At 66.8% G+C, this 25,609-nt stretch carries 25 protein-coding genes and 1 riboswitch; of the genes, 17 read left to right on the top strand and 8 right to left on the bottom strand.

Annotated elements, in window-relative coordinates; translation table 11 throughout:
• Nucleotides 1-107: 107 nt before the first annotated feature.
• Nucleotides 108-210, bottom strand: a riboswitch (glycine riboswitch).
• Nucleotides 211-275: 65 nt separating this feature from the next.
• Nucleotides 276-953 carry a hypothetical protein gene (locus tag ACVWYO_RS15100; protein WP_457352159.1) on the bottom strand — a complete coding sequence of 226 codons (678 nt, stop codon included), beginning with the start codon at nt 951-953 and terminating at the stop codon, nt 276-278.
• 104 nt (nt 954-1,057) lie between these two features.
• Here ACVWYO_RS15100 and ispH point away from each other — a divergent pair, with 104 nt between their 5' ends.
• Genes ispH through rnhA form a run of 3 tightly spaced genes read left to right on the top strand, consistent with a single transcriptional unit; the run spans nt 1,058 to nt 3,459 of the window.
• The gene (ispH, locus tag ACVWYO_RS15095) at nt 1,058-2,014 is read left to right on the top strand and encodes a 4-hydroxy-3-methylbut-2-enyl diphosphate reductase (RefSeq protein ID WP_457352157.1); all 957 of its coding nucleotides are present in this window, start codon (nt 1,058-1,060) and stop codon (nt 2,012-2,014) included.
• Between the two features lie 3 nt (nt 2,015-2,017).
• Nucleotides 2,018-2,968: a homoserine kinase gene (gene thrB, locus ACVWYO_RS15090; protein ID WP_457352155.1), complete on the top strand. Its 951-nt coding sequence runs from the start codon at nt 2,018-2,020 to the stop codon at nt 2,966-2,968.
• Nucleotides 2,965-3,459: a ribonuclease HI gene (gene rnhA / locus ACVWYO_RS15085; RefSeq protein WP_457352153.1), complete on the top strand. Its 495-nt coding sequence runs from the start codon at nt 2,965-2,967 to the stop codon at nt 3,457-3,459. The genes thrB and rnhA overlap by 4 nt, the downstream gene beginning before the upstream one ends.
• On the opposite strand, the gene ACVWYO_RS15080 is transcribed toward rnhA, so the two are convergent.
• The 3 genes from ACVWYO_RS15080 to ACVWYO_RS15070 are packed head-to-tail and all read right to left on the bottom strand — an operon-like array spanning nt 3,456 to nt 5,734.
• On the bottom strand, nt 3,456-3,629 hold the full coding sequence (locus ACVWYO_RS15080) for a YegP family protein (RefSeq protein WP_457352151.1): 174 nt from the start codon (nt 3,627-3,629) through the stop codon (nt 3,456-3,458). The two genes, rnhA and ACVWYO_RS15080, sit on opposite strands and share 4 nt — an antisense overlap.
• Nucleotides 3,630-3,674: 45 nt before the next feature.
• Nucleotides 3,675-4,769, bottom strand: a complete 1,095-nt coding sequence (locus tag ACVWYO_RS15075; protein WP_457352149.1) for an NAD(P)/FAD-dependent oxidoreductase — start codon at nt 4,767-4,769, stop codon at nt 3,675-3,677.
• Nucleotides 4,766-5,734, bottom strand: coding sequence for an alpha/beta fold hydrolase (locus ACVWYO_RS15070; protein ID WP_457352147.1), 969 nt, complete (start codon nt 5,732-5,734; stop codon nt 4,766-4,768). Before ACVWYO_RS15070 ends, ACVWYO_RS15075 begins: the two co-directional genes overlap by 4 nt.
• A gap of 48 nt (nt 5,735-5,782) precedes the next feature.
• Between ACVWYO_RS15070 and ACVWYO_RS15065 the strand changes: the two genes are divergently transcribed.
• The 8 genes from ACVWYO_RS15065 (at nt 5,783) to ACVWYO_RS15030 (ending at nt 13,717) form a co-directional block, all read left to right on the top strand.
• Nucleotides 5,783-6,265: an A24 family peptidase gene (locus ACVWYO_RS15065; protein ID WP_457352145.1), complete on the top strand. Its 483-nt coding sequence runs from the start codon at nt 5,783-5,785 to the stop codon at nt 6,263-6,265.
• Nucleotides 6,266-6,300: 35 nt separating this feature from the next.
• The gene (gene cpaB, locus ACVWYO_RS15060) at nt 6,301-7,326 is read left to right on the top strand and encodes a Flp pilus assembly protein CpaB (RefSeq protein WP_457352143.1); all 1,026 of its coding nucleotides are present in this window, start codon (nt 6,301-6,303) and stop codon (nt 7,324-7,326) included.
• A complete protein-coding gene (locus tag ACVWYO_RS15055) occupies nt 7,326-9,020 on the top strand; it encodes a type II and III secretion system protein family protein (RefSeq protein ID WP_457352141.1) in 1,695 nt (564 codons plus the stop codon). The genes cpaB and ACVWYO_RS15055 overlap by 1 nt, the downstream gene beginning before the upstream one ends.
• Nucleotides 9,021-9,038: 18 nt before the next feature.
• Entirely contained in the window at nt 9,039-9,680 is a 642-nt protein-coding gene (locus ACVWYO_RS15050; protein WP_457355010.1) for a CpaD family pilus assembly protein, read from the top strand.
• Complete coding sequence (locus ACVWYO_RS15045) at nt 9,680-10,966, top strand: pilus assembly protein CpaE (protein ID WP_457352139.1); 1,287 nt, start codon at nt 9,680-9,682, stop codon at nt 10,964-10,966. Before ACVWYO_RS15050 ends, ACVWYO_RS15045 begins: the two co-directional genes overlap by 1 nt.
• Nucleotides 10,967-11,037: 71 nt before the next feature.
• Nucleotides 11,038-12,012, top strand: a complete 975-nt coding sequence (locus tag ACVWYO_RS15040) for a type II secretion system F family protein (protein ID WP_457352137.1) — start codon at nt 11,038-11,040, stop codon at nt 12,010-12,012.
• A 4-nt stretch (nt 12,013-12,016) separates the two neighbouring features.
• Entirely contained in the window at nt 12,017-13,015 is a 999-nt protein-coding gene (locus ACVWYO_RS15035) for a type II secretion system F family protein (RefSeq protein WP_457352134.1), read from the top strand.
• A 78-nt stretch (nt 13,016-13,093) separates the two neighbouring features.
• Nucleotides 13,094-13,717, top strand: a complete 624-nt coding sequence (locus ACVWYO_RS15030; protein WP_457352132.1) for a hypothetical protein — start codon at nt 13,094-13,096, stop codon at nt 13,715-13,717.
• A gap of 42 nt (nt 13,718-13,759) precedes the next feature.
• On the opposite strand, the gene ppdK is transcribed toward ACVWYO_RS15030, so the two are convergent.
• The 3 genes from ppdK to ACVWYO_RS15015 form a co-directional block, all read right to left on the bottom strand.
• On the bottom strand, nt 13,760-16,423 hold the full coding sequence (ppdK, locus tag ACVWYO_RS15025; protein ID WP_457352130.1) for a pyruvate, phosphate dikinase: 2,664 nt from the start codon (nt 16,421-16,423) through the stop codon (nt 13,760-13,762).
• Nucleotides 16,424-16,501: 78 nt separating this feature from the next.
• The gene (gene glyS, locus ACVWYO_RS15020) at nt 16,502-18,937 is read right to left on the bottom strand and encodes a glycine--tRNA ligase subunit beta (RefSeq protein WP_457352128.1); all 2,436 of its coding nucleotides are present in this window, start codon (nt 18,935-18,937) and stop codon (nt 16,502-16,504) included.
• Between the two features lie 148 nt (nt 18,938-19,085).
• Nucleotides 19,086-19,955, bottom strand: a complete 870-nt coding sequence (locus ACVWYO_RS15015) for a glycine--tRNA ligase subunit alpha (RefSeq protein WP_457355008.1) — start codon at nt 19,953-19,955, stop codon at nt 19,086-19,088.
• 269 nt (nt 19,956-20,224) lie between these two features.
• Between ACVWYO_RS15015 and ACVWYO_RS15010 the strand changes: the two genes are divergently transcribed.
• From ACVWYO_RS15010 to pth, 6 genes are all read left to right on the top strand, one after another.
• Nucleotides 20,225-20,440, top strand: a complete 216-nt coding sequence (locus ACVWYO_RS15010; RefSeq protein WP_332794359.1) for a helix-turn-helix transcriptional regulator — start codon at nt 20,225-20,227, stop codon at nt 20,438-20,440.
• On the top strand, nt 20,427-20,855 hold the full coding sequence (locus ACVWYO_RS15005) for a hypothetical protein (RefSeq protein WP_457352125.1): 429 nt from the start codon (nt 20,427-20,429) through the stop codon (nt 20,853-20,855). The genes ACVWYO_RS15010 and ACVWYO_RS15005 overlap by 14 nt, the downstream gene beginning before the upstream one ends.
• 32 nt (nt 20,856-20,887) lie before the next feature.
• Nucleotides 20,888-21,826 carry a TraB/GumN family protein gene (locus ACVWYO_RS15000; protein WP_457352123.1) on the top strand — a complete coding sequence of 313 codons (939 nt, stop codon included), beginning with the start codon at nt 20,888-20,890 and terminating at the stop codon, nt 21,824-21,826.
• Entirely contained in the window at nt 21,823-22,686 is an 864-nt protein-coding gene (locus ACVWYO_RS14995) for a TraB/GumN family protein (RefSeq protein WP_457352121.1), read from the top strand. The genes ACVWYO_RS15000 and ACVWYO_RS14995 overlap by 4 nt, the downstream gene beginning before the upstream one ends.
• Nucleotides 22,687-22,979: 293 nt before the next feature.
• Nucleotides 22,980-23,669, top strand: a complete 690-nt coding sequence (locus ACVWYO_RS14990) for a 50S ribosomal protein L25/general stress protein Ctc (protein WP_457352119.1) — start codon at nt 22,980-22,982, stop codon at nt 23,667-23,669.
• A 107-nt stretch (nt 23,670-23,776) separates the two neighbouring features.
• A complete protein-coding gene (pth, locus tag ACVWYO_RS14985) occupies nt 23,777-24,346 on the top strand; it encodes an aminoacyl-tRNA hydrolase (RefSeq protein WP_457352117.1) in 570 nt (189 codons plus the stop codon).
• Between the two features lie 15 nt (nt 24,347-24,361).
• On the opposite strand, the gene ACVWYO_RS14980 is transcribed toward pth, so the two are convergent.
• The gene (locus ACVWYO_RS14980) at nt 24,362-25,549 is read right to left on the bottom strand and encodes a JmjC domain-containing protein (protein WP_457352115.1); all 1,188 of its coding nucleotides are present in this window, start codon (nt 25,547-25,549) and stop codon (nt 24,362-24,364) included.
• Nucleotides 25,550-25,609: the final 60 nt, after the last annotated feature.

Below are 25,609 nucleotides of genomic sequence, written 5' to 3'. Positions count from 1 at the left end.
CACACCGCCCCCTCTGTCACGGATACCTGAGAGCTTTGACCTGCGTGTTGCAGGCTTACCCCTTCGGTGGCTCCACCAACGCGGCGGAAGCGCTTTCCAGAGTGTCGTTAGCCCGCGCGGTCCGGTTGCCTGAGAGATTCCGGGGCGGTTGCTCCTTCGGCGGCCCGGTTGACCCTTGCGGATCCCCGGACACTCTCCCGCGCGTGCCTATGAAGGTTCCCCTCCATCGACCAATTCGGTTTGACGCGCTGCAGCAAGCGAGTCAACGCGGCATATCAGCGCGTCGCGTTATATTTCAGCTGGTCGTCGGTAAGCTGGAAACCGACCAGCGCCTCGAAGGTCGCGCGCAGCACGGCCTGGCGCACTTCGGGGCGGCTCAGCGGATCGATCGCGGCATCGTCGCCGCCGGCCTTGCGCTTCTCGGTCAGCCTCTTGCGGACGTCGTCGGGCAGCGTCGCCGCGGCGCGCGAGACCGTCGCGGTACCGGTACCCTGCACCACCGCCCGCGCCTGGCCGGCCTCGAAATGGAGCACCGCACGCCCGACGCGCTTGGCGACGACGGCGTTGCCACCCTGCACGACCGTCACGAAATAGGGCAGCGTCACGTCGCGCGGCCCCTCGGTGCGGACACGGCGCCCCTCGACCGAGAAGGTGACGTTGGTCAGCACGTCGGCGCCGGTATCGTCGCAGGTCGAGCGGACGTTGGTGAGCACCGCGGTGACGTCGATCGCGCTCGAGTCGCGGCTCGTGGCGGAGTCGAACAGCGTGACGTCGCCGGTGTGCGCGGGCACCTCGACGCTCGGGCAGGCGCTGCGGACCGCGGTGATCCCGCCGCTCTCGTCAAAGTCGCCGGTATGTGCGCAGCCGCCGAGCAGGGAAAACGCCGACAGCAGGAGCACTGGAGCGGCGATGGTCGATTTCCGGACTGTCACGGGGGCACGCACCTTATTCATGCAAAAGGAATCCGCTGACCGAGGAGGTTTTTCGGCGCAGATGGCACGCGCACCATAGGAACCGCCTTCCGCCCGCGCAAGCAATCGCGTAGGCTCATGCCCTGATGGTGACCGCTTCCAAGCCCAGACTCGATTTGATCATCGCGGCGCCGCGCGGCTTTTGTGCCGGGGTCGATCGCGCAATCCAGATCGTCGAGTTGACGATCGAGAAATATGGCGCGCCGGTCTATGTGCGGCACGAGATCGTCCACAACCGCTTCGTCGTCGACATGCTGCGCGGCAAGGGCGCGGTGTTCGTCGAGGAGCTCGACGAGGTCCCCGAGGGCGTTCCCGTCGTTTTTTCGGCACACGGCGTGCCCAAGGCGGTTCCCGACAAGGCGACCGAGCGCGGCCTCGTCTTCCTCGACGCGACCTGCCCGCTCGTCTCGCGCGTCCATCGCCAGGCCGAGCGACTCGTCGAGGCGGGGCGGCACATCGTGTTTATCGGCCATGCCGGACATCCCGAGGTGGTCGGCACCTTCGGGCAGGTTCCCGAAGGATCGATGTCGCTGATCGAAACCGTCGCCGATGCCGAGGCCTATGCCCCCGCCGACCCCGACCGCCTCGCTTTCCTGACGCAGACCACGCTGTCGATCGACGACACGGCCGCAGTGGTTGCGACGCTGCAGCGGCGGTTCCCTGCGATGCTCGCGCCGCGCGGCGAGGATATTTGTTACGCCACCTCGAATCGCCAGAGCGCGGTCAAGGCGATCGCGCATGCGTGCGACGCGGTGCTCGTGATCGGCGCGCCCAATTCGTCGAATTCGGTCCGACTGGTCGAAGTCGCCGAACGCGAAGGCACCCCGGCACTGCTCATCCAGCGCGCCGCCGAGCTCGATTTCGCCTTTCTCGACGGCGTCAAGACGCTCGGCGTCACCGCGGGCGCGTCGGCACCCGAAGTGCTGGTGCGCGAACTTGTCGACCTGCTCGGGCAACATTACGCGGTGAGCGAGCAGGAGGTCGAGACCAAGCGCGAGACGATCGTCTTCAAGCTGCCGCGCGAACTCGACGCCGCTGCCTGAGCGATGGCCGTCTACACGCCCGTCTCGGCCGAGCTGCTGGCCGCCTTCCTCGCACGCTATGCCGTCGGCGAGCTCGTCTCTTCGAAAGGGATCGCCGAAGGGGTCGAGAACACCAACTATCTCGTCGACACGACCACCGACCGCTTCATCCTGACGCTCTACGAAAAGCGCGTAGAGGGTGGCGACCTGCCCTATTTCATGGATCTGCTCGATCATCTCGCCGCGCGTGGCAATCCGGTGCCGCCCGCGATCAAGGACCGCGACGGCGTCGCGATCCAGATGCTCGAAGGACGGCCCGCCTGCCTGATCCAGTTCCTGCCCGGCGTTTCGGTGACGCACCCGACCCCGGCGCAGGCGTTCGCCGCCGGGCAGGCGATGGGCCGAATGCACGCCGCGCTCGCGGATTTCGAGGCCGTTCGCGCGAATTCGATGGGGGTGGCGACATGGCAGCCGCTGCTCGAGCGCTGCGGGGCCGATCTCGACACGATCGCGCCTGGGCTCCACGCCGAAGCAAGCGCGATGCTCGACACCGTGCTGCGCGACTGGCCGCGCGATTTGCCGACCGCGACGATCCATGCCGATCTGTTTCCCGACAATGTGCTGATGCGGGGGGATCAGGTCAGCGGGCTGATCGACTTCTATTTCGCCTGCACCGACATCCGCGCGTTCGACGTCACGATCCTGCACACCGCCTGGTCGTTCGACGCCGAAGGTCGATCGATCGACCGTGCCGTCGGCGATGCGCTGATCGAGGGCTATGATGCGACGTTCGGCCTGTCTGGCGCCGAACGCGCGCAGCTCGGTACGCTCGCCAAGGGCGCTTGCCTGCGCTTCTTCCTGTCGCGTGCGTGGGACTGGCTCAACACGCCGGCCGATGCGCTGGTGACACGCAAGGATCCGCTGGCCTATCTGCGCCGCTACCAAACCTATGCCACGGACGACCTGTTTACATGACCGACACTGCCGCTGAAATGACCGCCGCCGAAATGACACCCGCCGAGATGACCAAGGTCGAGATCGCGACCGACGGCGCCTGCAAGGGCAACCCCGGCCCCGGAGGCTGGGGCGCGCTGATTCGTTCGGGCGGGACCGAGAAGGAGCTGTCGGGCGGCGAAAATCCGACGACCAACAACCGCATGGAATTGATGGCGGCGATCGAGGGGCTCAACGCGCTCAAGCGCCCCTGCCGCGTGACCCTCTCGACCGACAGCCGCTATGTCATGGACGGCCTGACCAAGTGGATCAAAGGCTGGCAGAAAAACGGCTGGAAGACCGCCGCGAAGCAGCCGGTCAAGAATGCCGATCTGTGGCAGGCGCTGCTCGCCGCCGCCAAGCCACACCGGATCGAATGGACCTGGGTCAAGGGCCATGCGGGCCACCCCGACAACGAACGCGCCGACCGGCTGGCGAGCGATTCCGCGGTGCTGGCGGGGCGTCGCGGTTAGGCGTCTTCGATCGGCGCGCCGGGGCCATTCTTGAGCACCGATTCGATCGCGTTCCTCGCGCCGGCCTTGCTCGAATAGCCCTCGGTCCACCAGATCAGCTCGGCATTGTATTTGAACTTGGCGACATATTCGCCGGCCTTGTTCTGCTCGATCACGAATGTGTGCGCCATGGTCGCCCTCCCCGCTACGCACCGATGATAGCGCGAATCGGGTCGTTACGCCACCGTGACGAACCGATCGGGGGCGTAGCGCGCGGGATCGATCGCCGCGACGCTTAGATCAGGGGCTGTGCCGAGCAGCAGCGCTGCGGCCAACGCGGCGGCAGCTGGCGCCGTCTGGATGCCGAAACCGCCCTGCCCGGCGAACCAGAAAAAGCCCGGCGATTCGGGCGCAAAGCCATACACCGGCAAGCGATCCGGCGCGAAACTGCGCAATCCCGCCCAGCGCCGCTCGACACGCGTGATCGTCCAATCGACGACATGCTCGAACCGGTCGATCGCGATCGCCACGTCGAGCTCCTCGGGCTGGGCATCGCCGGGCGCCGCCTCGGTCTCGTCATGCGGGCTCAGCCACAAACGCCCGTTCGCCTCGGGCTTGAAGTAGAAGTTGCCCGAAATGTCGGCGACGTGCGGCAGCGTGTCGGGTGCCGCCGGGTCGGTCGCGAGTTGCACGACGGTCCGGCGATAGGCGGTGATGCCGATCGGCACGACGCCAGCGATTCGCGCGACCTGATCGGCCCAGGCGCCAGCGGCATTGACGAGGATCGTTGCGCTGACGCTCCCGGCGCCGGTCTGCACGTCCCAGCGCGCAGCGCGGCGCGCGGCACCTTGCAGCGGCGCCGACACGAGCAGCGTCGCGCCCGCGCGCTTGGCCTGGGCGAGATAGTGCGCGTGGAGCGCGGCGACGTCGATATAGGTGCTGCTCGCCTCGAAGATGCCGAGGCTCCATTCAGGACGCAGGCCCGCCACGTAAGCGTGCGGATCGACGCGCTCGAGCGCAACGCCGCTGCCTGCAAAGGCGGCGATAAACGCGTCGATCGCCGCAGCATCCTCGGCGCGGCCGATATGGAGCGAACCGAGATCCTGTAGGAACCCACCCGCGCGCAGCGCCGGCCCCGATGCGGTGGTCAGCGGCTGGATCCCCGGTCCGCCATAGGTCTCGGACCAGAACGCCGCCGATCGTCCGGTGGCATGATAGCCCGGCAAATCCTCGGCCTCCAGCAACACCACCGAGGCGTGCGGCGCGACCGCAGCGGCAAGGCTCGCGCCCGCAATCCCCGCCCCGACGATCGCGACGTCGTAGTGGGTCATGTCCGTTTCCCCGGCACGCGGTTCACCGGCGCGCGTTCGGCGAGAAAGCCGTCGATCGCGCCGATCGCGCAGGTGCGCACCGCATCGACCTCGCGCAGGATTTCATGCGCCGCTTCCTTGCCAAAGCGCGCGACCTGCGCATCGGGCAGCTTGGCGGCCACGCCGTAGGCCGCCTTCGGCGCGACCAATTTGTCATTGTCGGGGACCACGAACAGCAGCGGCACGGCGAGCGTATTCAGCCGCGAATCGGCGCGCAGCCGCCGGGTCGAGCGGAAGGCTTCGGCCACCCAGCGCCAGCTCGGCGGACCGAGCAGCAGGTCGGGCTTGCTCGATTGCCAGAAGATCTCGTCCTCATACCGCTGCTGATCGTGCGTCAGCAGCGCCTGTCGCGTCTCGGTCGTGGCAGGCTTCTCATTGCCGCGCCATGCCGGCCGCGCGGCGTCGCCGATCCCGGCAAGCATCCCTGCCAATTGCTCGCCAAGCGTCGCACCAAGCGGGCTGTGCAGCCCGAGCATCGGTGCGACCAGCACCGCCGCAGCGGGCGCCACCGCGCCCTCGACAAGTGCGCGCAGCAGCAGATGCCCGCCCATCGAATGCCCGATCGCGACATGCGGTCCAGTGCCGCCTTCGGCGATCCACCCCGCCCAAAACGCCCGAAAATCGTCGATATAGTGCTGGAAATCCTCGACATGGCCGACATGCGGATTGGGCGAGAGCCGGCCCGATCCGCCCTGCCCGCGCCAGTCGAACGAGGTGATCGACCAGCCTTGCGCCTGCCAATGCGCGAACGCCTCGAGATATTTCTCGAAGATATCGCCGCGCCCGCCCTGGAACAGCATCCGCCCGCGCGGGGTGCCGTTTGCCGGCCAGTCAAACCGCCGCAGCACCCAACCATCGGGCGCGGTCCAGCGCGTGATCCGCGCCGCAGCGGGAATCGCGCGTCGATACAGCTGGGGGGAAACCATGGATCGTGGTTACGGTTTTGAAAGGCCTGTCGTCTAGGGCTTTCCCACATGAGTGGGGACTCTCTTGCAACGGTGCTGCTCGCCATGCTGGCGCTGCTTCTGGTTTCGGCCGGGATCCAGGATGCGCGCACGCGCGAGATCGCCAATTGGAAGAACGCCGCGATCGCAGTGCTCGCGCCCTTCTATTGGTGGGCATGCGGGCTCGCGGTCTGGCCCGACATGGCATCCCAGTTCGGGATAGCGCTGGTCGTGTTCGCGCTGTTCGTCGCGGCGTTCCAGTTCGGCTGGATGGGCGGCGGCGACGTCAAGATGATCGGCGCGCTCGCGCTCTGGCTGCCACTGGTGCCCTTGGTGTGGATGCTGATCGTGATGTCGCTGGTCGGCGGGGTGCTGACGGCACTGCTGATGATCGACCATCGCCTACGCCGACGCACCACGCAAATCGAGATTCCCTACGGAGTCGCGATCGCGATTGCCGCGCTGGTCGCGCTTCGTGAACCGCTTTTTAACCACTTCGGTGTGATTGCTTAACGCGGGCTCAACCGCCCACGTTCGAAAGGTTCGAGATGGATAGTCGCAAGGTCCTATTGCTGGTGGGAGCGCTGATCGTCGCTGCGATCACCGCGTTCATGGCGCGATCGCTGATCGTCGGCAGTGCGGCACCGCAGGCCGCCGCCATGGTCGCCCCGCCCATCAACGGGCCCGAAGTGCTCGTCGCGACCAAGGCGCTGCCCGTCGGCACGATCCTCGATGCCACCGCGCTGAAGTATCAGCCCTGGCCCAAGGAACTCGTCGAGAACGCCTATTTCATCAGGAAGGACGGCTTCGATCAGCGCACGCTGATCGGCACCGTGGTGCGCAACGCGATCACCGCCGGACAGCCGCTGACACAGGGCGCCCTGGTCAAGCCGGGCGACCGCGGGTTCCTCGCCGCAGCCCTCGGGCCAGGCATGCGCGCCGTCACCGTTCCGGTCCAGACCCAGACGAGCGTCGCGGGCTTCGTGTTTCCCGGCGACCGGATCGACCTGATCCTGACGCAAGCCGTCCCCGGCGGCGGCGATGGCCCGCCCCTCAAGGCGGCCGAGACGATCATGCGCAACCTGCGCGTGCTCGCCACCGATCAGCGCACCGACAATGGCGTCGGCGAGGATGGCAAGTCGGTCGTCCGCACCTTCTCCAACGTGACGATCGAGGCGACGCCCAAGATCGCCGAACAGATTGCGGTCGCACAGACGCTCGGCTCGCTCTCGCTGTCGCTGCGCTCGATCGCCGACAATAACAGCGATCTCGAACAGGCGATCGCCAGCGGCAACGTCACCATGCCCGATGATCCCAAGGCCGAAAAGGCGATGCTGACGCGCATTGCGAGCTCGCCCTCGGCGGGCAGCGGCACGATGGCGACTGGCGCCGACGTGTCGCGCTTCCAGCGCAGCACAGTGCCTGGAAAGGCGGCCCAGGGCGGCTTGGTGGGCGGGGCTTCGATGCCCGCTGCCGGCAGTTTCCCCGGGGGGGGTGCGGTGTCCGCCGGACCGATGGTCCATATCGTTCGCGGCAATGCGGTGACCGACGTCGCCGTCGAAGGGAAGAAGTAATGCGCACCCTCAGCTTTCTGCACCGCGCCGTTTCGGCGACGGTTCTGACGGCGCTGGTCGCCAGCGCGCCGATCTCGGCGCTGGCCGCGGGCGCCAAGCCGCCGCGGCGCGGTTCGCCCGCCCGCCCGGCCAGCCACGCCGTAACGCATATCGGATCGGCACCCGTGGGCACGGTGCGGCCGACCAACGAGGTCACGCTGTCGACCGGCCAGGGCGAGCTGATCAATCTGCCCGGCAATGTCAGCGACGTGTGGATCTCGAACCCGGGGGTCGCCGACGTCTATGTCAGCAACCCGCGCCAGATCCATCTGTTCGGCAAGGATTTCGGCGAATCGACGCTCTTCGCGACCTCGTCGAACGGCGCTGTGATCTATTCGGCCAACGTCCGCGTCAGCCAGAACCTGACGTCGATCGACCGGATGGTGAAGCTCGCCATGCCAGACAGCGACATCCGCGTCACCACGGTCGGCCAGATCGCGGTGCTGACCGGCACCGTCGTCTCGCCCGAGGACAGCGCGGCGGCGCAACGGCTCGTCAGCGGCCTGCTCAACCCTGGCTCCGCGCCGGGGAGCGAGACCGGCCTCAAGATCGGCGTGATCAACCGGCTGCGCGCGGCGACGCCGCTGCAGGTCAATCTGCAGGTACGCATCGCCGAAGTCAGCCGCAGCTTCGTCAAGAAGATCGGCGTCAATCTGACGAGCCGCGGCACCGGCAGCACGCTGTTCGGCATCAGTCAGGGGCGCCAAGGCACGATCACCACTGCGCCGGGCACGATCGGCAGCGGTGTGATCAATTCCGACGGTTCCCTTCCGGGCCAGACCGTCTTCACCCAGCCCGCCGCAAGCGGCATCGGCACCACTCTCGGGGTCGCCGGGCATCTGCTCGGAATGGACCTGCTGTCCTCGCTCGATCTGGGCGAGACCGACGGCCAAGTCTCGACCCTCGCCAACCCGAATATCACCGTGATTTCGGGCGAAACCGGCTCGTTCCTGGCAGGCGGCGAATTCCCGATCCCGATCTCCCAGGGGCTCGGCGCGGTGTCGGTCGATTACAAGCAATATGGCGTCAGCCTCTCCTACACTCCGACCGTGCTGTCCGACGGACGGATTTCGCTGCACGTCCGGCCCGAAGTCTCACAGCTCTCGTCGCAAGGCGCGGTCACGCTTTCGGGCACCAACATCCCGGCGCTGACGACACGCCGTGCCGAAACGACGGTCGAGCTCGGCTCGGGCCAGAGCATGATGATCGCCGGGCTGCTGTCGAACAACCACAACAACTCGATCGACAAAGCGCCGGCACTTGGTGACATGCCCGTCCTCGGCGCACTGTTCCGCTCGAACAATTTCCAGCGCAACGAGACCGAGTTGGTGATCGTGATCACGCCGTATCTGGTCAAGCCGGTCAATGCGGCCGACATCGTCCTGCCGACCGATGGCTATAAGGCCCCGACCGATCTCGGCCGTGTCATCATGGGGCAGCTCGGCGGCGGCACCAATGGCGGCGACCGTCCCAAGCCGACGATGGCGCCGGTCGACGCGCTGCCGCAGGGCTTTGGCAACGCGGCATCCGCCCCGCCCATGCGCGCGCCGATAGCGCCGGGCGAGCGGGCGACAGCCGCGCCGCTCCCGGCGCTGCCCGCCCCGGCGCGCACCCCCAAAAAGGGCGCCACCGCAGCGCCCGGTTTCAGCAATTAAGGCCGGAGGAACATGACCATGGTCAAGCGCACCTTGTTGATCGCATCCGCCCTGCTCCCCGCCTTGCTCGTCACGGCATGCGCGGGGACGCAGAATCGCGGGCTCGAATCGGTTCACCAGCCGGTCGTCAGCCGCACCGATTACGCGCTCGACGTCGCGACGAGCGGCGGCGACCTCGCATCGGGTGAGGAACAGCGCCTCGCCGGCTGGATGAGCTCGCTGCGCGTCGGCTATGGCGACCGCGTCGCGATCGACGACCCTGCCCCGTACGGCCCCGGCGTGCGCGACGCGGTCGCGCGGCAGGTCGCGCATTTCGGGCTGCTCGTGTCCGACGATGCACCGGTCACCAATGCGCCGGTCCAGCCGGGCACGATCCGCGTTGTCGTCACACGGATGAAGGCGCGCGTCCCCGGCTGCCCCGATTACAGCCGCAACAGCTCGACCGATTTCGAATCGAACACCTCGTCCAATTACGGCTGCTCGAGCAACGCGACGCTTGCCGCCATGATCGCCAATCCGGCCGATTTCGTGCTCGGCCAGACCGGGACCGGCGTCGCCGATCAGGCCGCATCGGCCAAGGCGATCGACAGCTTCCGCAAGGCTGCGCCGAGTGGCGCGGGCGGCACCACCATCAAGGCCGAAAGCGCCGGGGGCAAATAATGAACGCACCGTTCAATCCAGGCCGGACGGGTCTGCGCGACCCCTTCTCCGCCTATGTCTGCGACGAGACCACGGCCGAGACGCTGCGGCCGATCGCGATCGAAATGGGCTGGGCGCCCGAAAAGGTGAACAAGGGCGGCCTGCGCAACGCGGTCCAGTCGCTGTCGGTCTCGGCCTCGCCGCAGATTCTGTTCGTCGATCTTTCGGAGAGCGGCGATCCGCTCAACGACATCAACGCGCTCGCCGAAGTGTGCGAGCCCGGCACGGTGGTGATCGCGGCAGGCCAGGTCAACGATGTCCGGCTCTACCGCGACTTGGTCGTCAGCGGAATCCAGGATTATCTGCTGAAACCCCTCAACCCCGATATGCTGCGCGAGGCGTTCACCAACGCGCAGGCGATCCTCAACGCCCCCAAGGCGGTCGAGGCATCGACCGAGCGGCCGCATATCTCGACCGCGTTCATCGGCGCGCGCGGCGGTGTCGGCGCGTCGAGCATGGCGACCTCGGTCGCCTGGGTGCTGAGCGAGAAGGGCGCGCGGACCACCGCCTTGCTCGATCTCGACGTGCATTTCGGCACTGGCGCGCTGTCGCTCGATCTCGAGCCCGGCCGCGGCCTGACCGACGCGATCGAGAATCCCAGCCGCATTGACGGGCTGTTCATCGAACGCGCGATGGTCAAATCGAGCGAGCGGCTGTCGGTGCTGTCGGCCGAGGCGCCGATCAATTCGCCGCTGATGACCGACGGATCGGCCTTTTACCAGTTGCAGGAGGAGATGCGCGCCGCGTTCGAATGCACCGTGGTCGATCTGCCGCGCGGCATGCTGGTGCAGCATCCGCATCTCATCTCGGACATCCAGGTCGCGGTAATCGTCACCGAGCTGACGCTCGCCGCCGCGCGCGACACGATCCGATTGCTGTCGTGGATGAAGTCGAACGCGCCGCAGACGCAGGTCGTGGTCGTCGCCAACCGCGTCCAGCCGACCGCGCAGCTCGAGATCAGCCGCAAGGATTTCGAAGGGTCGATCGAGCGCAAGATCGATATCAGCGTCGTGTTCGACCAAAAGCTCGCGGCGCAATCCGCCAAGCTCGGCAAGCCCTTCGCCGAGGCCGGCAAGGGCTCGAAGACGGTCCTGCCGATCGTCGAGCTCGCGACAAAATTGATGGCGGTCGGCGATTCGGCCGAGCCGATCGACAGCGCGGAAAAGAAGAAGCCCGCGGGCAAGGGCCCCTCGCTTGTCGGCAAGTTCGACTTCAAGGCGATGGTGTCGCGCAAGAAAAAGGCGTGATTGCACGCCAATGACGAGTTTTGGGGGCGCCGTAAACGCCGTCGTAACGAAGCGGAGCGCTTGATAGGCCAATGGACTTGATGCCCGTTCTTTCGCTGGGTGGCGGCGCGCTGATCATGCTGATGATGATCGCGTTCGCCTTCGCCGGCCCCTCGCCCGAACGTGCCCGCACACGCCGGGTCGCGGCGCTGCGCGCGCGGCACAGCGAGTCGGCGAACACGCTCGCCGATGCGCAGCTGCGCCGCATCTCGGCGATGCAAGGCACCAAGATGGATGCCGCCGCCGCGCGCTTCCTGCCGCGCCCGGCCCTGCTCAAGAAGCGCCTGGCAATGACCGGCAAGACCTGGACCGTCGGCCAATATGGCATGGCGACGATCGGCATCGCGATGACGGTCACGATCCTGCTGTCGATCCTTGGCCTGCCGGTGTTGCTCGGGCTGCTGCTCGGCATCGTCGTTGGCGCGGGCATCCCGCACATCGTCGTCGGCTTCTTCATCAAGCGCCGGATCGCCAAGTTCACCGCCAAATTCCCCGACGCGATCGAGCTGCTCGTCCGCGGCCTGCGCTCGGGCCTGCCGATCACCGAGACGATCGCGGTGGTCGGCGCCGAGGTCGATGGCCCGGTCGGCGTCGAGTTCAAGAACATCACCGACAAGATGAAGATCGGCCGGACGATGGACGCAGCCCTTCAGGAAACCGCCGACCGGCTCGGCACGCCCGAATTTCAGTTCTTCGTCATCACCATCGCGATCCAGCGCGAGACCGGCGGCAACCTCGCCGAGACGCTCGCCAACCTCGCCAACGTGCTGCGGATGCGCACCCAGATGAAGCTCAAGATCAAGGCGATGTCGTCGGAATCGAAGGCCTCGGCCTATATCGTCGGGTCGCTGCCGTTCATCGTGTTCGGCATGATCTGGATGATCAACGGCAGCTACATGCAGAACTTCTTCGTCGATCAGCGGCTGATGGTCGTCGGTGGTGGCGGGCTGATCTGGATGGGCCTCGGCGCGTTCATCATGAGCCGCATGGTCAATTTCGAGATTTGATGCGATGAATCCAGTCAGCTCGCCCACCGGCCCGCACGTCCTCGGGATCGACGTCTACACCGTCGCCACCCTCCTTGCCGGCGTCGCCGCGTTGATGGTGCTGCTCGCGGTCTATGCCGCGACCACCGCGCGCGACCCGATGACCAAGCGCGTCAAGGCGCTCAACGACCGACGCGAACAGCTGAAAGCGGGCATCACCGCCTCGACCAAGCGCCGCGCCAAGCTCGTCACCAAGAACGAGACGACCGACCGGATCAAGGCACTGCTGTCGAACCTCAAGGTGCTGCAGGACAGTCAGGTCAAGGCAGCGCAGATCAAGCTGATGCAGGCCGGCATCCGATCGAAGGAATATGCCGTCGCGGTGATCTTCGGCCGCCTCATGCTCCCGCTCACCTGGGGCGTGTTCGGCGTCTATGTCGTATACGGCACGTCGATGTTCGCCGGATGGACGCCGTGGAAGGCGTATGCGCTCGTCGCGATGAACTTCGTGCTGTCGTACAAGGCGCCCGATATCTATCTCAACAACCTCGTCACCAAGCGCTCGACCGCGATCCAGAAGGGTTTGCCCGACGCGCTCGACCTGCTGGTGATCTGTGCCGAAGCGGGACTCACGGTCGATGCCGCGTTCCAGCGCGTCGCGCGCGAACTTGGCCGCGCCTACCCCGAACTCGGCGACGAATTCACGCTCACCGCGATCGAGCTCGGCTTTCTCTCGGAGCGCCGGCAGGCGTTCGAGAACCTCGCCCAGCGGGTCAAATTGGACGCGGTCAAGGGCGTCGTCACGACGATGATCCAGACCGAAAAGTACGGAACGCCGCTGGCCTCCGCGCTCCGCGTGCTGTCGGGCGAGTTCCGCAATGAACGCATGATGCGCGCCGAGGAAAAGGCCGCGCGGCTGCCCGCGATCATGACGATCCCGCTGATCCTGTTCATCCTGCCGACGCTGTTCGTCGTCATTCTCGGGCCCGCCGCCTGCTCGATCTCCGACGCGTTCAGCCACTAAGCCCGACCGCAAGCGCTCTTGCAGCGGGGCGTGGTTAACGGCATTTTATTCCACGATATTGTGTCGGGGGATGATGCCATGCAGTTCGCTCCAGCCGAGCAGTTCGTCCTGCTGGCGGTCGGGTTGTTCGCCGGATGGCTGCTCGGTCTGGCGAGCGCGCCCCGCGACGCCAGATGGAAGCGGCGCGCGCGGGGGCAGGCCGCGCGCTTTGCCAGCTATCACCGCGATGTCGAGGACCGGTTGCGCGCCGCGCAGCAGCGCGCGTCCGACCTGAACGACGCGCTGACGGTGCTGCACGCCGACCATGCCGATGCCGAACGGACGATCGCGCGGCTGCGCGCGGATGCCGCTGCGAGCGGCGCAGGCGTGGCAGCGGCCGCGACCGCCGAGTCCCTCGCCACCCCGTCTCCGGCCACTCCCGCGCCGCCAGCGCCCGCGCTGCCCTCACCCGCGCCGAACGGCCGTCCGCGTGACGATCTGAAGCGAATCAGCGGGATCGATGCGATGCTCGCGATGCGGCTGTTCAGCCTCGGCCTGGTGCGCTTCGAAGATATCGAGTCGCTCTCGGCACAGGACGAACTGGCGCTCGAGCCGCGACTCGACCTGCCTGCGGGGTATATCGCGCGGAACCGGTGGCGCAGCGAAGTGGCGTCGCTGCGGTCAGCGCCGGCAGACGCCGATACGGAAGGCCTGATGGGGTAGCCGCGCCTTGCCCTGCGGCCACACCCCGACCCCCACCGCCGTTCAGCCTCGCTTCGCCAGCGCCGCCTGCGCCGCCGCCAATCGCGCGATTGGCACGCGGTAGGGCGAGGCTGAAACGTAATCGAGACCGGTTGTCTCGCAAAAGGCGATGCTCGCCGGATCGCCGCCATGTTCGCCGCAGATGCCAAGCTTGATACCGGGACGTGCTGCCCGCCCCCGCTCCGCCGCCATGCCGATCAGCTGCCCTACGCCCTCGACGTCGAGCGAAACGAACGGATCCCGCGCATAGATGCCGCGTTCGACATAGGTGGTCAGGAAGCGTGCCGCATCGTCGCGGCTGACGCCGAGCGTGGTCTGCGTCAGATCGTTTGTGCCGAACGAGAAGAACTCGCCGATCTCGGCGATTTCGCCCGCCATCAGGCAGGCGCGCGGCAGCTCGATCATCGTGCCGACGAGATATTCGACCCGGCTTCCCTTGTCGGCGAAGACAGCCTCGGCCGCCTTGTCGACCACGGCCTTCATCAGCTCGAGCTCGCGCGCGGTGCCGACGAGCGGGATCATCACCTCGGGAATAGGTGCTGCGCCCGACTTGACCGCGACCTCGATCGCCGCCTCGAAGATCGCGCGCGCCTGCATCTCGTAGATTTCGGGATAGGTCACGCCGAGGCGGCACCCGCGATGGCCGAGCATCGGGTTGAACTCGTGCAGCTCGGCCGCACGGCGCTTGAGCACCGCGATGTCGATCCCGGCCGAGCGCGCGACCTCGGCGAATTCGGTTTCCTCGTGCGGCAGGAATTCGTGGAGCGGCGGATCGAGCAGGCGGATCGTGACGGGCAGGCCCGCCATCACCTCGAACAGCTGCACGAAGTCCGAGCGCTGCTCGGGAAGCAGTTTGTCGAGCGCGGTGCGACGGCCTGCTTCGTCCTCGGCGAGAATCATCTGGCGCACGTCGGTGATGCGCTGCGCATCGAAGAACATGTGCTCGGTACGGCACAGGCCGATGCCCTCGGCGCCGAATTCGCGCGCGACCTTGGCGTCGAGCGGGGTCTCGGCATTGGCGCGGACTTTCAGGCGACGCACGCCGTCGGCCCAGACCATCAATGCAGCGAAATCGCCCGACAGTTCGGGCTGCACGGTCGGCACTTCGCCCGCCATCACTTCGCCGGTGGTGCCGTCGATCGTGACGAGATCGCCTTCGCGGATCGTGCGCTCGCCGACCTTCATCACGCCGGCCTTGGCGTCGATCGAGATCGAGCCCGCGCCCGAGACGCACGGACGGCCCATGCCGCGTGCGACCACGGCGGCGTGGCTCGTCATCCCGCCGCGTGCCGTCAGGATGCCGCGGGCGGCGTGCATGCCGTGAATGTCTTCGGGCGAAGTCTCGGTGCGGATCAGGATCACCGAATCGCCCGCATTGGCGCGCTTCTCGGCGGTATCGCTGTCGAACACCGCGAAGCCCGAGGCCGCGCCGGGCGAGGCGGGCAGGCCCTTGGTCAGTACGTCGCGCGGCGCCTTGGGGTCGAGCGTCGGGTGGAGCAGCTGATCGAGCGCGGCCGGATCGATCCGCGCGACCGCCTCTTCGCGGCTGATGAGCCCCTCTTCGGCCATGTCGACCGCGATCTTCAGCGCGGCCTTGGCGGTGCGCTTGCCCGAGCGCGTCTGGAGCATCCAGAGCTTGCCCTGCTGCACGGTGAACTCGATGTCCTGCATGTCGCGGTAATGCGTCTCGAGCAGGTCGAACACCTTCGCCAGTTCGGCGAACACGACGGGCATCGCCTCTTCCATCGACAGCGGCTTGGCGCCCGCCGCCTCGCGCGCGGCGGTGGTGAGGTATTGCGGGGTGCGGATGCCGGCGACGACGTCCTCGCCCTGCGCATTGATCAGGAACTCACCGTAATAGGCGCGGTCGCCCTTGGCGGGGTCGCGCGTGAACGCCACGCCCGTCGCCGAAGTGTCGCCCATGTTGCCGAACACCATCGCCTGGATGTTGACCGCGGTGCCCCACGACGCGGGGATGTCGTTGAGGCGCCGATAGACCTTCGCGCGCTCGGACTGCCACGATCCGAACACCGCGCCGACCGCGCCCCACAGCTGGTCGTGGACGTCCTGCGGGAAGGGCTTGCCCCACTGCTTCTCGACCAGGCCTTTGTATTCGGCGACGAGCGCGCGCAGATCTTCGGCGGTGAGATCGGTGTCGAGGAAGTAACCGCGGTCTTCCTTGGCGATCTCGAGCGCTTCCTCGAACGCGCCATGATCGAGCTCGAGCACGACGTCCGAATACATCTGGATGAAGCGGCGATAGCTGTCCCACGCGAAGCGCGCGTCGCCGCTCGTGGCGGCGAGACCCTCGACGGTCTGGTCGTTGAGGCCGAGGTTGAGCACGGTGTCCATCATGCCCGGCATCGAGGCGCGCGCGCCGCTGCGGACCGAGACGAGCAACGGGTCGGCGGCGTCGCCGAAGGCCTTGCCGGTGATGCCCTCGATATGCGCGATCCCGGTGGCGACCTCGTCGCGCAGGCCTTCCGGGAACTGCCCGCCCTCGTCGTAATAGACCGCGCAGAAATCGGTCGAGATCGTGAACCCCGGCGGGACCGGCAGGCCGATCGACGCCATTTCGGCAAGATTCGCGCCCTTGCCCCCCAGCAAGTTCCGGTCGCCCTTGCCCCCGTCCGAAACGCCGCCGCCGAACCGATATACGTACGTCATGGAGTATCCCTACCTAGTGCCTGGTTTTCGCTGGGGAGGCGTCGGCAAAAGTCGCAGTAAAGTCACACCATCGCGGGGCTAGCCCTCGATCTTCGAGAAGTCGGCCACATTGTGCACCGCAGCACGAACGCGATCAAGCAGCCCGAGTCGCGCCGTGCGCTTGGCGGGTTCGGGGTCGTTGACGATGACACCCTCGAAGAAGGCGTCGATCGGGGCGCGCAGCGTCGCGAGCGCGGCCATCGCCGCTTCGAAATCCTCGCGTTCGATCGCGGCGGAGGCGGCGGGTTCGGCAGCGTCGAGCGCGGCGGCGAGCGCCGTCTCTGCGGATTCTGGCGTGTACGCCGGCGGGGTTTCTCCTCCCCTCCCTGGAAGGGAGGGGGCGGGGGTGGGTTGGCCCGCGGAGAGCGCGTCGGCAGCCACGGGCCGACCCACCCCCAGCCCCTCCCTTTCAGGGAGGGGAGGCGCAGAAAAGCCCTCCTTCTTCAGGATATTCGCCGCCCGCTTGTAGCCGGCGAGCAAATTCGCCCCATCCTCGGTCCCGACAAACCCCTGCAACGCCCGCACGCGCGCGAGCAGGCGGACGAGATCGTCCTCCCCACCGAGCGCGAACACCGCGTCGATCAGGTCGTGCCGGACACCGGCTTCGCGTTGCTGGACTTTGAGGCGGTCAGCGAAGAAGTCGAGAAGCAGAGGCAAATTGGTCAAGTCCCAATCAACCTCGTCATAAACCGCTGACTTGTTTAGCCACAGGCTGACGTCGATCAAACGATCGCCGTAGTAAAGGTATCGCCTTCCATCCTCGAGAATGAAATTGAAATTGCGATCTTTATATTCCTGAAGCCCCAAATCCGAGATGGCGTCTGCTGTACGAACCAAGTCCGACAGCAAATGGTCATTCTCGCATTTTTGCAGCACTGATCCTAACGATAGGCGCAAACCGTTCTGGAGAATGAGAGCGATAACGCCGAGCGCGGCACGTCGCAGTGCGAAGGGATCGCGCGACCCTGTGGGAAGCTCATTGACAAGGAAAAAGCCGCTGAGCGTATCCAGCTTGTCCGCCAAGCTCACCGCCACCGTCACCGGATCGCTCGGCACATCATCGCCCTGCCCGACCGGCTTGTAGTGATCGCGGATCGCCGCGGCGACGGCGGGGTGTTCGCCTTGGCGCTCGGCGTAATAGCCGCCCATCAGGCCCTGCAGCTCGGGGAATTCGCCGACCATGCCGGTGACGAGATCGGCCTTGCACAGGCGTGCCGCGCGGTCTGCGAGGTCGGCCAGTTCCTTAAGCCCCTCCCCTTCAGGGGAGGGGTTGGGGTGGGGCCGTGCCGCGATTTCGTCGTTGGGGATTTGAGGCACGGCCCCACCCCCAACCCCTCCCCTGAAGGGGAGGGGCTTTACGATGCCCTCTTCCACCAGCCAGCGCGCGAGTTTCGCGACGCGGTCTACCTTGTCGGCCACCGTGCCGAGCTTTTCGTGGAACACGATCCGGTCGAGCTTGGCGGCCTGCTCCTCGAGCGGCACCTTGAGATCGGTCTCGTAGAAGAATTTCGCGTCGGACAGCCGCGCCGCGAGCACCTTGCGGTTGCCCTCGACGATCTTCGCGCCGCCATCGGCCGCGTCGATGTTGGCGGTGCAGATGAACGCGTTCGCCAGCGCGCCGTCGGCCGAGCGGCACACGAAATACTTCTGGTTCACGCGCGCGGTGAGCTGGATCACCTCGGGCGGCACTTCCAGGAACGCCTCGTCGAACCGCCCCAGCAGCGGCACCGGCCATTCGGTGAGGCCGGCATTCTCGGTCAGCAGCCCCTCGTCCTGCACCAGCTCGAGCCCGGCCTTGCGCGCGGCCATCGTCGCGCCGAGCGCGATGATCTGGCGGCGTTCGGCCTGGTCGACGATCACATGGCAAGCGCGCAGCTTCTCGACATAGTCGTTGGCGTTGCCGATCGTGATGACGTGCGGATGGTGGAAGCGATGCCCGACGGTCGCGGCGCCGCTGGTGATGCCGGCGATCTTGCAATCGATCACCTCGTCGCCGAACAAGGCGACGATCCCCTGCAGCGGGCGGACCCAGCGCAGCGATTCCATCGTGGTCGAGGCAGCGCCCCAGCGCATCGCCTTGGGCCACGGGAACGCGCGGACGATCGCGGGGATCGCGGCCGCCAGCACGTCGGCGGTGGCGCGGCCGGGCTTGCCGATCACCGCGAACAGGATGCCGTCACGCTCGACGAGTTGCTCGCGCGTCAGGCCGGTCTTGCGCAGGAAGCCTTCGAGCGCCTGTGGCGGTGCGCTCACCTTGGGGCCCTTGGTCTCTTCCGACACAGCATCGGTCTGCGCGGGCAGATCGCGGGCGATCAGCACTAGGCGGCGCGGGGTGGCGTAGGTCTGCAGGTCGCCTGGCTGAAGGCCGGCCTTGGCGAGCTCGGCTGCGAACAGCTTGGCGAGATCCTCGCGCGCGCGATCCTGCATCCGCGCAGGGATTTCCTCGGAGCGCAGCTCCAGCAAGAAGTCCGTCACAATCCCTCTCCCTGTGGGAGAGGAAGGGAGGCGCAAAGCGCCGGAAGGGTGAGGGCAGACGCGCGGTAACGGTCCTCACCCTTCCCACTCGGCTGCGCCGAGCGGGCCCCTTCCCTCTCCCACAGGGAGAGGGAGAAGTCCGTCGCCATCACGCCGCGCTCCATGTCGGATACTCCGCCTTCCAGCCTTCGGCATTCTTGTCCATCCACGCCTGGCAACTGCCCTTCGCGAGATCGCGCACGCGGCCCATATAGGCCTGCCGCTCGGCGACCGAGATCACACCCCGCGCCTGGAGCAGGTTGAAGACGTGGCTCGCCTTGATCGCCTGCTCGTAGGCCGGGATCGGCAGCTTGGCGGCGAGGCTGTTCTCGCACTCGGCGACATGCTTGCGGAAGGCGTCGAACAGGCTGTCGGTGTCGGCGACCTCGAAGTTCCAGGTCGACATCTCGACCTCATTCTCGTGGAACACCTCGCCGTACGTCACGCCGGCATCGTTGAACGCCAGGTCGTATACATTGTCGACATTCTGCACGTACATCGCGAGCCGCTCCAACCCATAGGTGAGCTCGCCCGCGACGGGCTTCATGTCGAAGCCGCCCATCTGCTGGAAATAGGTGAACTGGGTGACTTCCATCCCGTCGCACCACACTTCCCAGCCCAGGCCCCACGCGCCGAGCGTCGGGCTTTCCCAATCGTCCTCGACGAAGCGGATGTCGTGGACCAGCGGATCGATGCCGATCGCCGCGAGGCTGCCGAGATACAGCTCCTGCAGGTTCGGCGGGCTCGGCTTGAGGATCACCTGATACTGGTAATAATGCTGCAGCCGGTTGGGGTTCTCGCCATAGCGGCCATCGGTCGGGCGGCGGCACGGCTGGACGAAGGCGGCGTTCCACGGCTTGGGCCCGAGCGCGCGCAGCGTGGTGGCGGTGTGGAACGTCCCCGCCCCCATCTCCATGTCATAGGCCTGGAGGATGAGGCAGCCATGCTGGCTCCAGTATTCGTGGAGCTTTAGGATCATGCCCTGGAAGCTGAGCGGTCTGTCGGTCACGCCGCGGGCTTTGGCGCAGGGCGCGCGGAATTTCAACTGCGCGCGTGGGGCAGTCCGCGTGTCCGTCAGCCTGCACTGACCTTTTGTCAGGGGTTCTTGACATAGACACGACTCACTGTCATTTAGTCATGGACAGCTGACATAGTGTCAGTGTCGCATGATGGAGAGACCAATGCGCGATTATCCAGCAAGCCAGACGTCGCCACTCGACTGACGATGCGACTCCGATGGAAACCGATATGAAGAACCGCCTGAAGGTGCTGCGCGCCGAACGCGACTGGAGCCAGGCCGAACTTGGCGGCCGGCTCGGCGTGTCGCGGCAGGCGGTCAACGCGATTGAAACCGGCAAATACGATCCGTCGCTGCCGCTGGCGTTCAAGCTGGCGCGCCTGTTCGAAATGCCGATCGAGGAGATTTTCGATGATCAGACCGGAAATACCCATGACGCAGAATGACATCGGCCCCGGCGAAGCCGCCGATCGGGCGCGCTCGCGCCGTACACTGATCATGTTTGCCGTGCTCGGCCTGCTCGGCGGCGCGGTCGGTTTCACCGTCGCGCTGATCGAGCCGCGCGAGGCGTCGCTCACCACCGGCGGTTCGCTGCCGGCGTGGTTCGCGATCCTTGCCGCGCTGCTGATGATCGGTGCGGTGACTGCGGGGAGCATCGTCTATCACCGTACGATGGACGAGCTCCAGCGACTCGACAATTACTGGGCCGCGACGATCGGTGCCAACGTGCTGCTGATCGCCTATCCGGTCTGGCTGATCCTGTGGAAGGGCGGGCTCGTCCCCGCCCCCGATGCGATGACGCTGTATCTCGCGGTGCTGGTCTCGACCGGCCTCGCTTATGCCTGGCGCAAGCTGCGCTGACCTCGACACACTTTTTTGAGAAGGATCGGAACATGAAGACGCTCGATTTCGGGCAGACGGTGGTCACGCTCGCCGCGCTGCTGCTGGCCGCCAACAGCGCGCCGCAAACTGCCGCGCCTGCCCCGGCACCCGCTGCGCCCGCGCCCGCGCCCATCGCCTCCGTCCCCGCCGACCCAGCGCTGTGGGTGGTGAAGGACAAGGACACGACGATCTATCTGTTCGGCACGGTCCATGCACTTAGGCCGAACCTCAGCTGGTTCGATTCGGCGGTGCGCAAGGCGTTCGACGCGAGCGGCCAGCTCGTGCTCGAAATCCCTTTGCCGACGCCCGAGCAGGCCAAGAAAGTGATCGGACCGCTCGCGATGGACCCGACCGGCCCCACGCTGACGCAGAAGCTGCCCGAAAAGAGCCGCGCGGCGTACGCCGCTGCGCTCGCCAAGCTCGGCGTTCCCGCCGCGGCGCTCGATCGTTTCGAGCCGTGGTTTGCCGCGGTAACGATGTCGCAGATCTCGCTGCAAAAGGCGGGCTTCAGCGCCGCTGATGGTGCAGAGATGGCGCTCGACGCTGCCGCCAAGGCGTCGGGCAAGCCGGTCACAGGGCTCGAGACGCTCGAACAGCAGCTCGGGTATTTCCACGACTTGCCGCAAGCCGACCAGATCGCCTTCCTGCTCGAAAGCGTGAAGGACATCGACAAGTTCGATACGACGATCAACGCGATGGTCGACAAATGGAAAGCCGGCGACGCCGAGGGGTTGAGCAAGCTGATGAACGAGGACCTGACCGGGCAGAAGACCCTTTACAAGGTGCTGCTGGTCGATCGCAACGCGCGCTGGGCGGACTGGATCGACACGCGGCTGAAGACGCCGGGCACGGTGTTCATCGCGGTCGGCGCGGGGCATCTGGCGGGCAAGGACAGCGTGCAGGTGCAGCTCGCCAAGCATCGCATCGTCGCGACGCGGATCCGCTATTGAGCCGCGCGGGCCTGGCGATCGGGCTGGCGCTTGCGCTGGGCGGGTGCGGGCAGGCGCCGGAGATTCCGGCGCATCCGGCGCTGTGGCGCGTGGCGGATGGCGATACGACGATCTGGCTGTTCGGGTCGATCCACGCGCTACCGCCCCGCGTCGCGTGGCAGACGCCCGCGGTGGCCGGCGCGATCGCGGCGGCGGACACGCTGATCCTCGAAGTACCGCCCGCCGACGATGGCGCCGCACGCGCGCAGTTCCTGGCGCTGGCGGAGCACCCGGGCTTGCCGCCGTTGCTCGAGCGGGTGGCCCCGTCTGATCGCGGGGTGCTGTCGCGTGGCATGGCGGTCGCGGGCCAATCGCCGGAAACGCTCGATGGCTTGAAGACCTGGGCGGCGGCGCTGACGATCAGCGCAGGGGCCGGTCATATCGCCGATGCCGCTGCCGCCAACGGCGTCGAAGCTGTGCTGACGCAGGCGTTCGCGGGCAAGGCGATCGGGGCGCTGGAAAGCCGCGACGGGCAGTTGCGGATGTTCGACCGCCTCCCAACCGAGTCGCAGCGCACGCTGCTGATCGCCGCGGCGCGCGACGCATTATCGGCGGCGAAGGGCGATGCCGCGCTGCTCACTGCGTGGAAAGCCGGCGATGCGGCGGGGCTTGCCGCCGATGTCGCGCCGTTGCGGCGCGATCCGGCGATGGGGGCGGCGCTGGTGATCGATCGCAACGCCCGCTGGGCGAGCGCGATCGGGCGCCGGCTGGCGCGGCCTGGGCGGGTGTTCGTTGCCGTTGGCGCCGGGCATCTGGTTGGGCCGGGTTCGGTCGTTACGATGCTGCAGGCGCAGGGGCTGAAGGTCGAACGGGTCGAGTGAAGATCCTTCTCCCTCTGGGAGACGGTGGGGCGAAGCGCCGGATGAGGGTGGCTGGGTGTTCCGCTTCGCCCTCACCCTTCCCCCGCCTGCGGCGCGGGCCCAGTTTCGGATGAACAGCGCCCCGCGCTGTTCAGGCCATGCGGGGCTTGGCCGACCCGAAACTCCTCTCCCGATGGGAGAGGGAGTTGCGATATTGCGCTTCCCGCCTCTCTCCCCTATAGCGCCGAGCTTCGGCCAGGGTCATCCCTGGAGGCTTGGCCGGAAACACCACAACCGTATTTCGGAGTAATGCAATGAGCGACCAATTGGAGCTCGCAGCCGAGACGCGCGAACAGGTTGGCAAGGGAGCCTCCCGTTTGCTTCGTCGCGAAGGCCGCGTCCCCGCCGTGATCTACGGCAACAAGCAAGAACCCCTCTCGATCCATGTCGAGGAAAAGGCGCTGATGCGTCTCCTCATGACGGGTCACTTCATGAATTCGGTCGTCATGGTCGACGCCGGTGGCCAGCAGATCCGCACCCTGCCGAAGGACGTCTCGTTCGACGCCGTCACCGATCGTCCGACGCATGTCGACTTCCTGCGCATCGGCGCGCACACCACCGTGCATGTCAACGTGCCGATCGTGTTCGCTGACGAGGACGATGCCCCCGGTATCGCCAAGGCTGGCGGCGTGCTCAACATCACCCGCCACGAGCTCGAGCTGGTGTGCGACGCAGCCGACATCCCCACCGAGATCACGATCTCGCTGGCAGGTCTCGACGTCGGTGCCTCGATCCACATCTCGGACGTCAAGCTGCCCAAGGGCGTGACGCCGGCGATCACCGACCGCGACTTCGCGATCGCGACGATCGTTCCGCCGACGGTCCCGACCGTCGAGGACGAAGAGCTCGAGGCTGCGGTCGCCGAAGCCCAATCGGCTGAATCGGAAGCCGAGGCAGAAGCCGAAGCCGCTGCCGACGACGCCGAAGGCGACAAGGCAGAGTAAGCCGCTGCCGTCCCCTTGCGGGATGCGCACAATCGGGGCAGCGGAAGCAGACGCTTTCGCTGCCCGTTCGTTTGAGCCCCGTTTGTTTGAAAAGGTAGGCTTTCGCCGTGCAAATCTGGGTCGGCCTGGGCAATCCCGGCGCGCAATATGCGCTCAATCGGCACAATGTCGGCTTCATGGTCCTCGACACGATCGCCGAGATGCATGGCTTCGGCGCGGTCAAGAAGGCGTTCCAGGGCTGGACGCAGGAAGGCCGCATCGGCGCGCAAAAGATCCTGCTCCTGAAACCCGCCACCTTCATGAACGAAAGCGGTCGCAGCGTCGGCGAGGCGATGCGGTTCTACAAGCTCGCCGAGGGCGACGTTACCGTCTTCCACGACGAGCTCGACCTCGACCCGTTCCGCGTGAAAGTGAAGACCGGCGGCGGCACCGCGGGGCATAACGGCCTGCGCTCGACCGAAGCGCATATCGGCAACGCCTTTCGGCGCGTTCGCCTCGGCATCGGCCACCCCGGCCACAAGGACAAGGTCAGCCCCTACGTGCTCGGGAATTACGCCAAGGCCGAAATGGACTCGCTCGCCGACATGCTTGGCGCAGTCGCGGCCGAAGCGCCGTGGCTGGCGGGTGGCGACGATGGGCGGTTCATGAGCGACGTCGCGGTGCGCCTCGCGGGCTGAACGCCCGCCGCGCGGTCATACCTCGGGCGTGTAGCGTTCGAACAGCCGTTCGCGCACCAGCAGGGCGATCAGCGCCTGATGCTCGGCCAACGGCACGTGCGCGAACCGCGCGCGCAACTCCTGCGCCGAGAACGCCGGCCGCGACAGCGCATATTCGGCCACCGCCCCGAACGTCCCGAGCGGATGCGTGCCGCTCTGCGTTAGCAGCATCATCCCGGCATCGCGCCAATCGATCCGCGCAGGGCGCTGGGTCCGCGCATAGGAAGCCAGCGCGGGCCGCTGCGGCAGCGTGAGGGCGTGCGTGGGGCGCGTCCGTGCGCGTTGCGCGTCGATCACCGCGTCGCGCACCAACGGGCTGGCGGCGAGTTCGCCCAGCCGCGTCGCCAGCGCGCGCAACTGCGCCTCGAGCGGCGCGCCCGCATCGACCCGCGCATCCGCCAGATACGCGCGAAACTGCGGATCGCGTCGCGCCTCGGTCTCGAGCACGCGCAACAGCGTCATGCCCGTCAGCGGGGCGACCGCGAAGGTCACGTGCAGCGACGCGCCATCCTGCGCCAAGGCATCATGGTAGCAGCCGCGCGGCAGATACAGCACGTCGCCACGCCGCATCCGCACCTCGGCGAGCAGCGGCCCGCGCGCCGCGTCGATCTGGCGCTGCACCTCTTCGCCACCATGCGGCGCAGCGAGCGGCGTGTCGGCACGATTCTGATAGACGCGCCAGATCTTCTCGCCCTCGCACTGGACCGCGAAGACGTCGTGCACGTCGAAATGGGTGGCGAACGCCTGGACGCCCTTGAACGAGCAATAGACGTTCGCGTTGGTCAGCGCGGCGAAATGGTCGCCCAGCATCTGCGTCCAGTCGCGAATCTCTGGCGCGATGCGTTCGATATCGTTCGCAACCAGGCTGGCGCCCATCCCGAGAAACACATCGACTCGCGCCGGATCGGCCCGGCGGGTCTCGAGCGACATCGTCGCATCGCCGTCGAGATAGAAATCGGGAACGATCGGCCGGCTGTTGAGGATCAGCTTGAGATTGGACGCGGTCCAGTGCGCGCCGACGCCGAGCAGTTCGGAAAAGCGCGGCCAATCGAGCAGAGCGCCCCGCCCACCCGGCGGCGCGGGAATATGCACGGGCTGCACGCCCCAATAGGTCGACCGGAAAACTGCGCTATCGAGCGGCGCGACGAGATCTGCAAAGTTCACGCGCGAAACCTAGACTCGCATCCGACACCTTGGCAACGGCGTCGCACTGGAGGATAGGCC

Source organism: Sphingomonas sp. UYP23 (assembly GCF_054059235.1).
The sequence above is the reverse complement of the archived record's forward strand: the minus strand, read 5'-3'. Positions and strand labels throughout refer to the sequence as shown.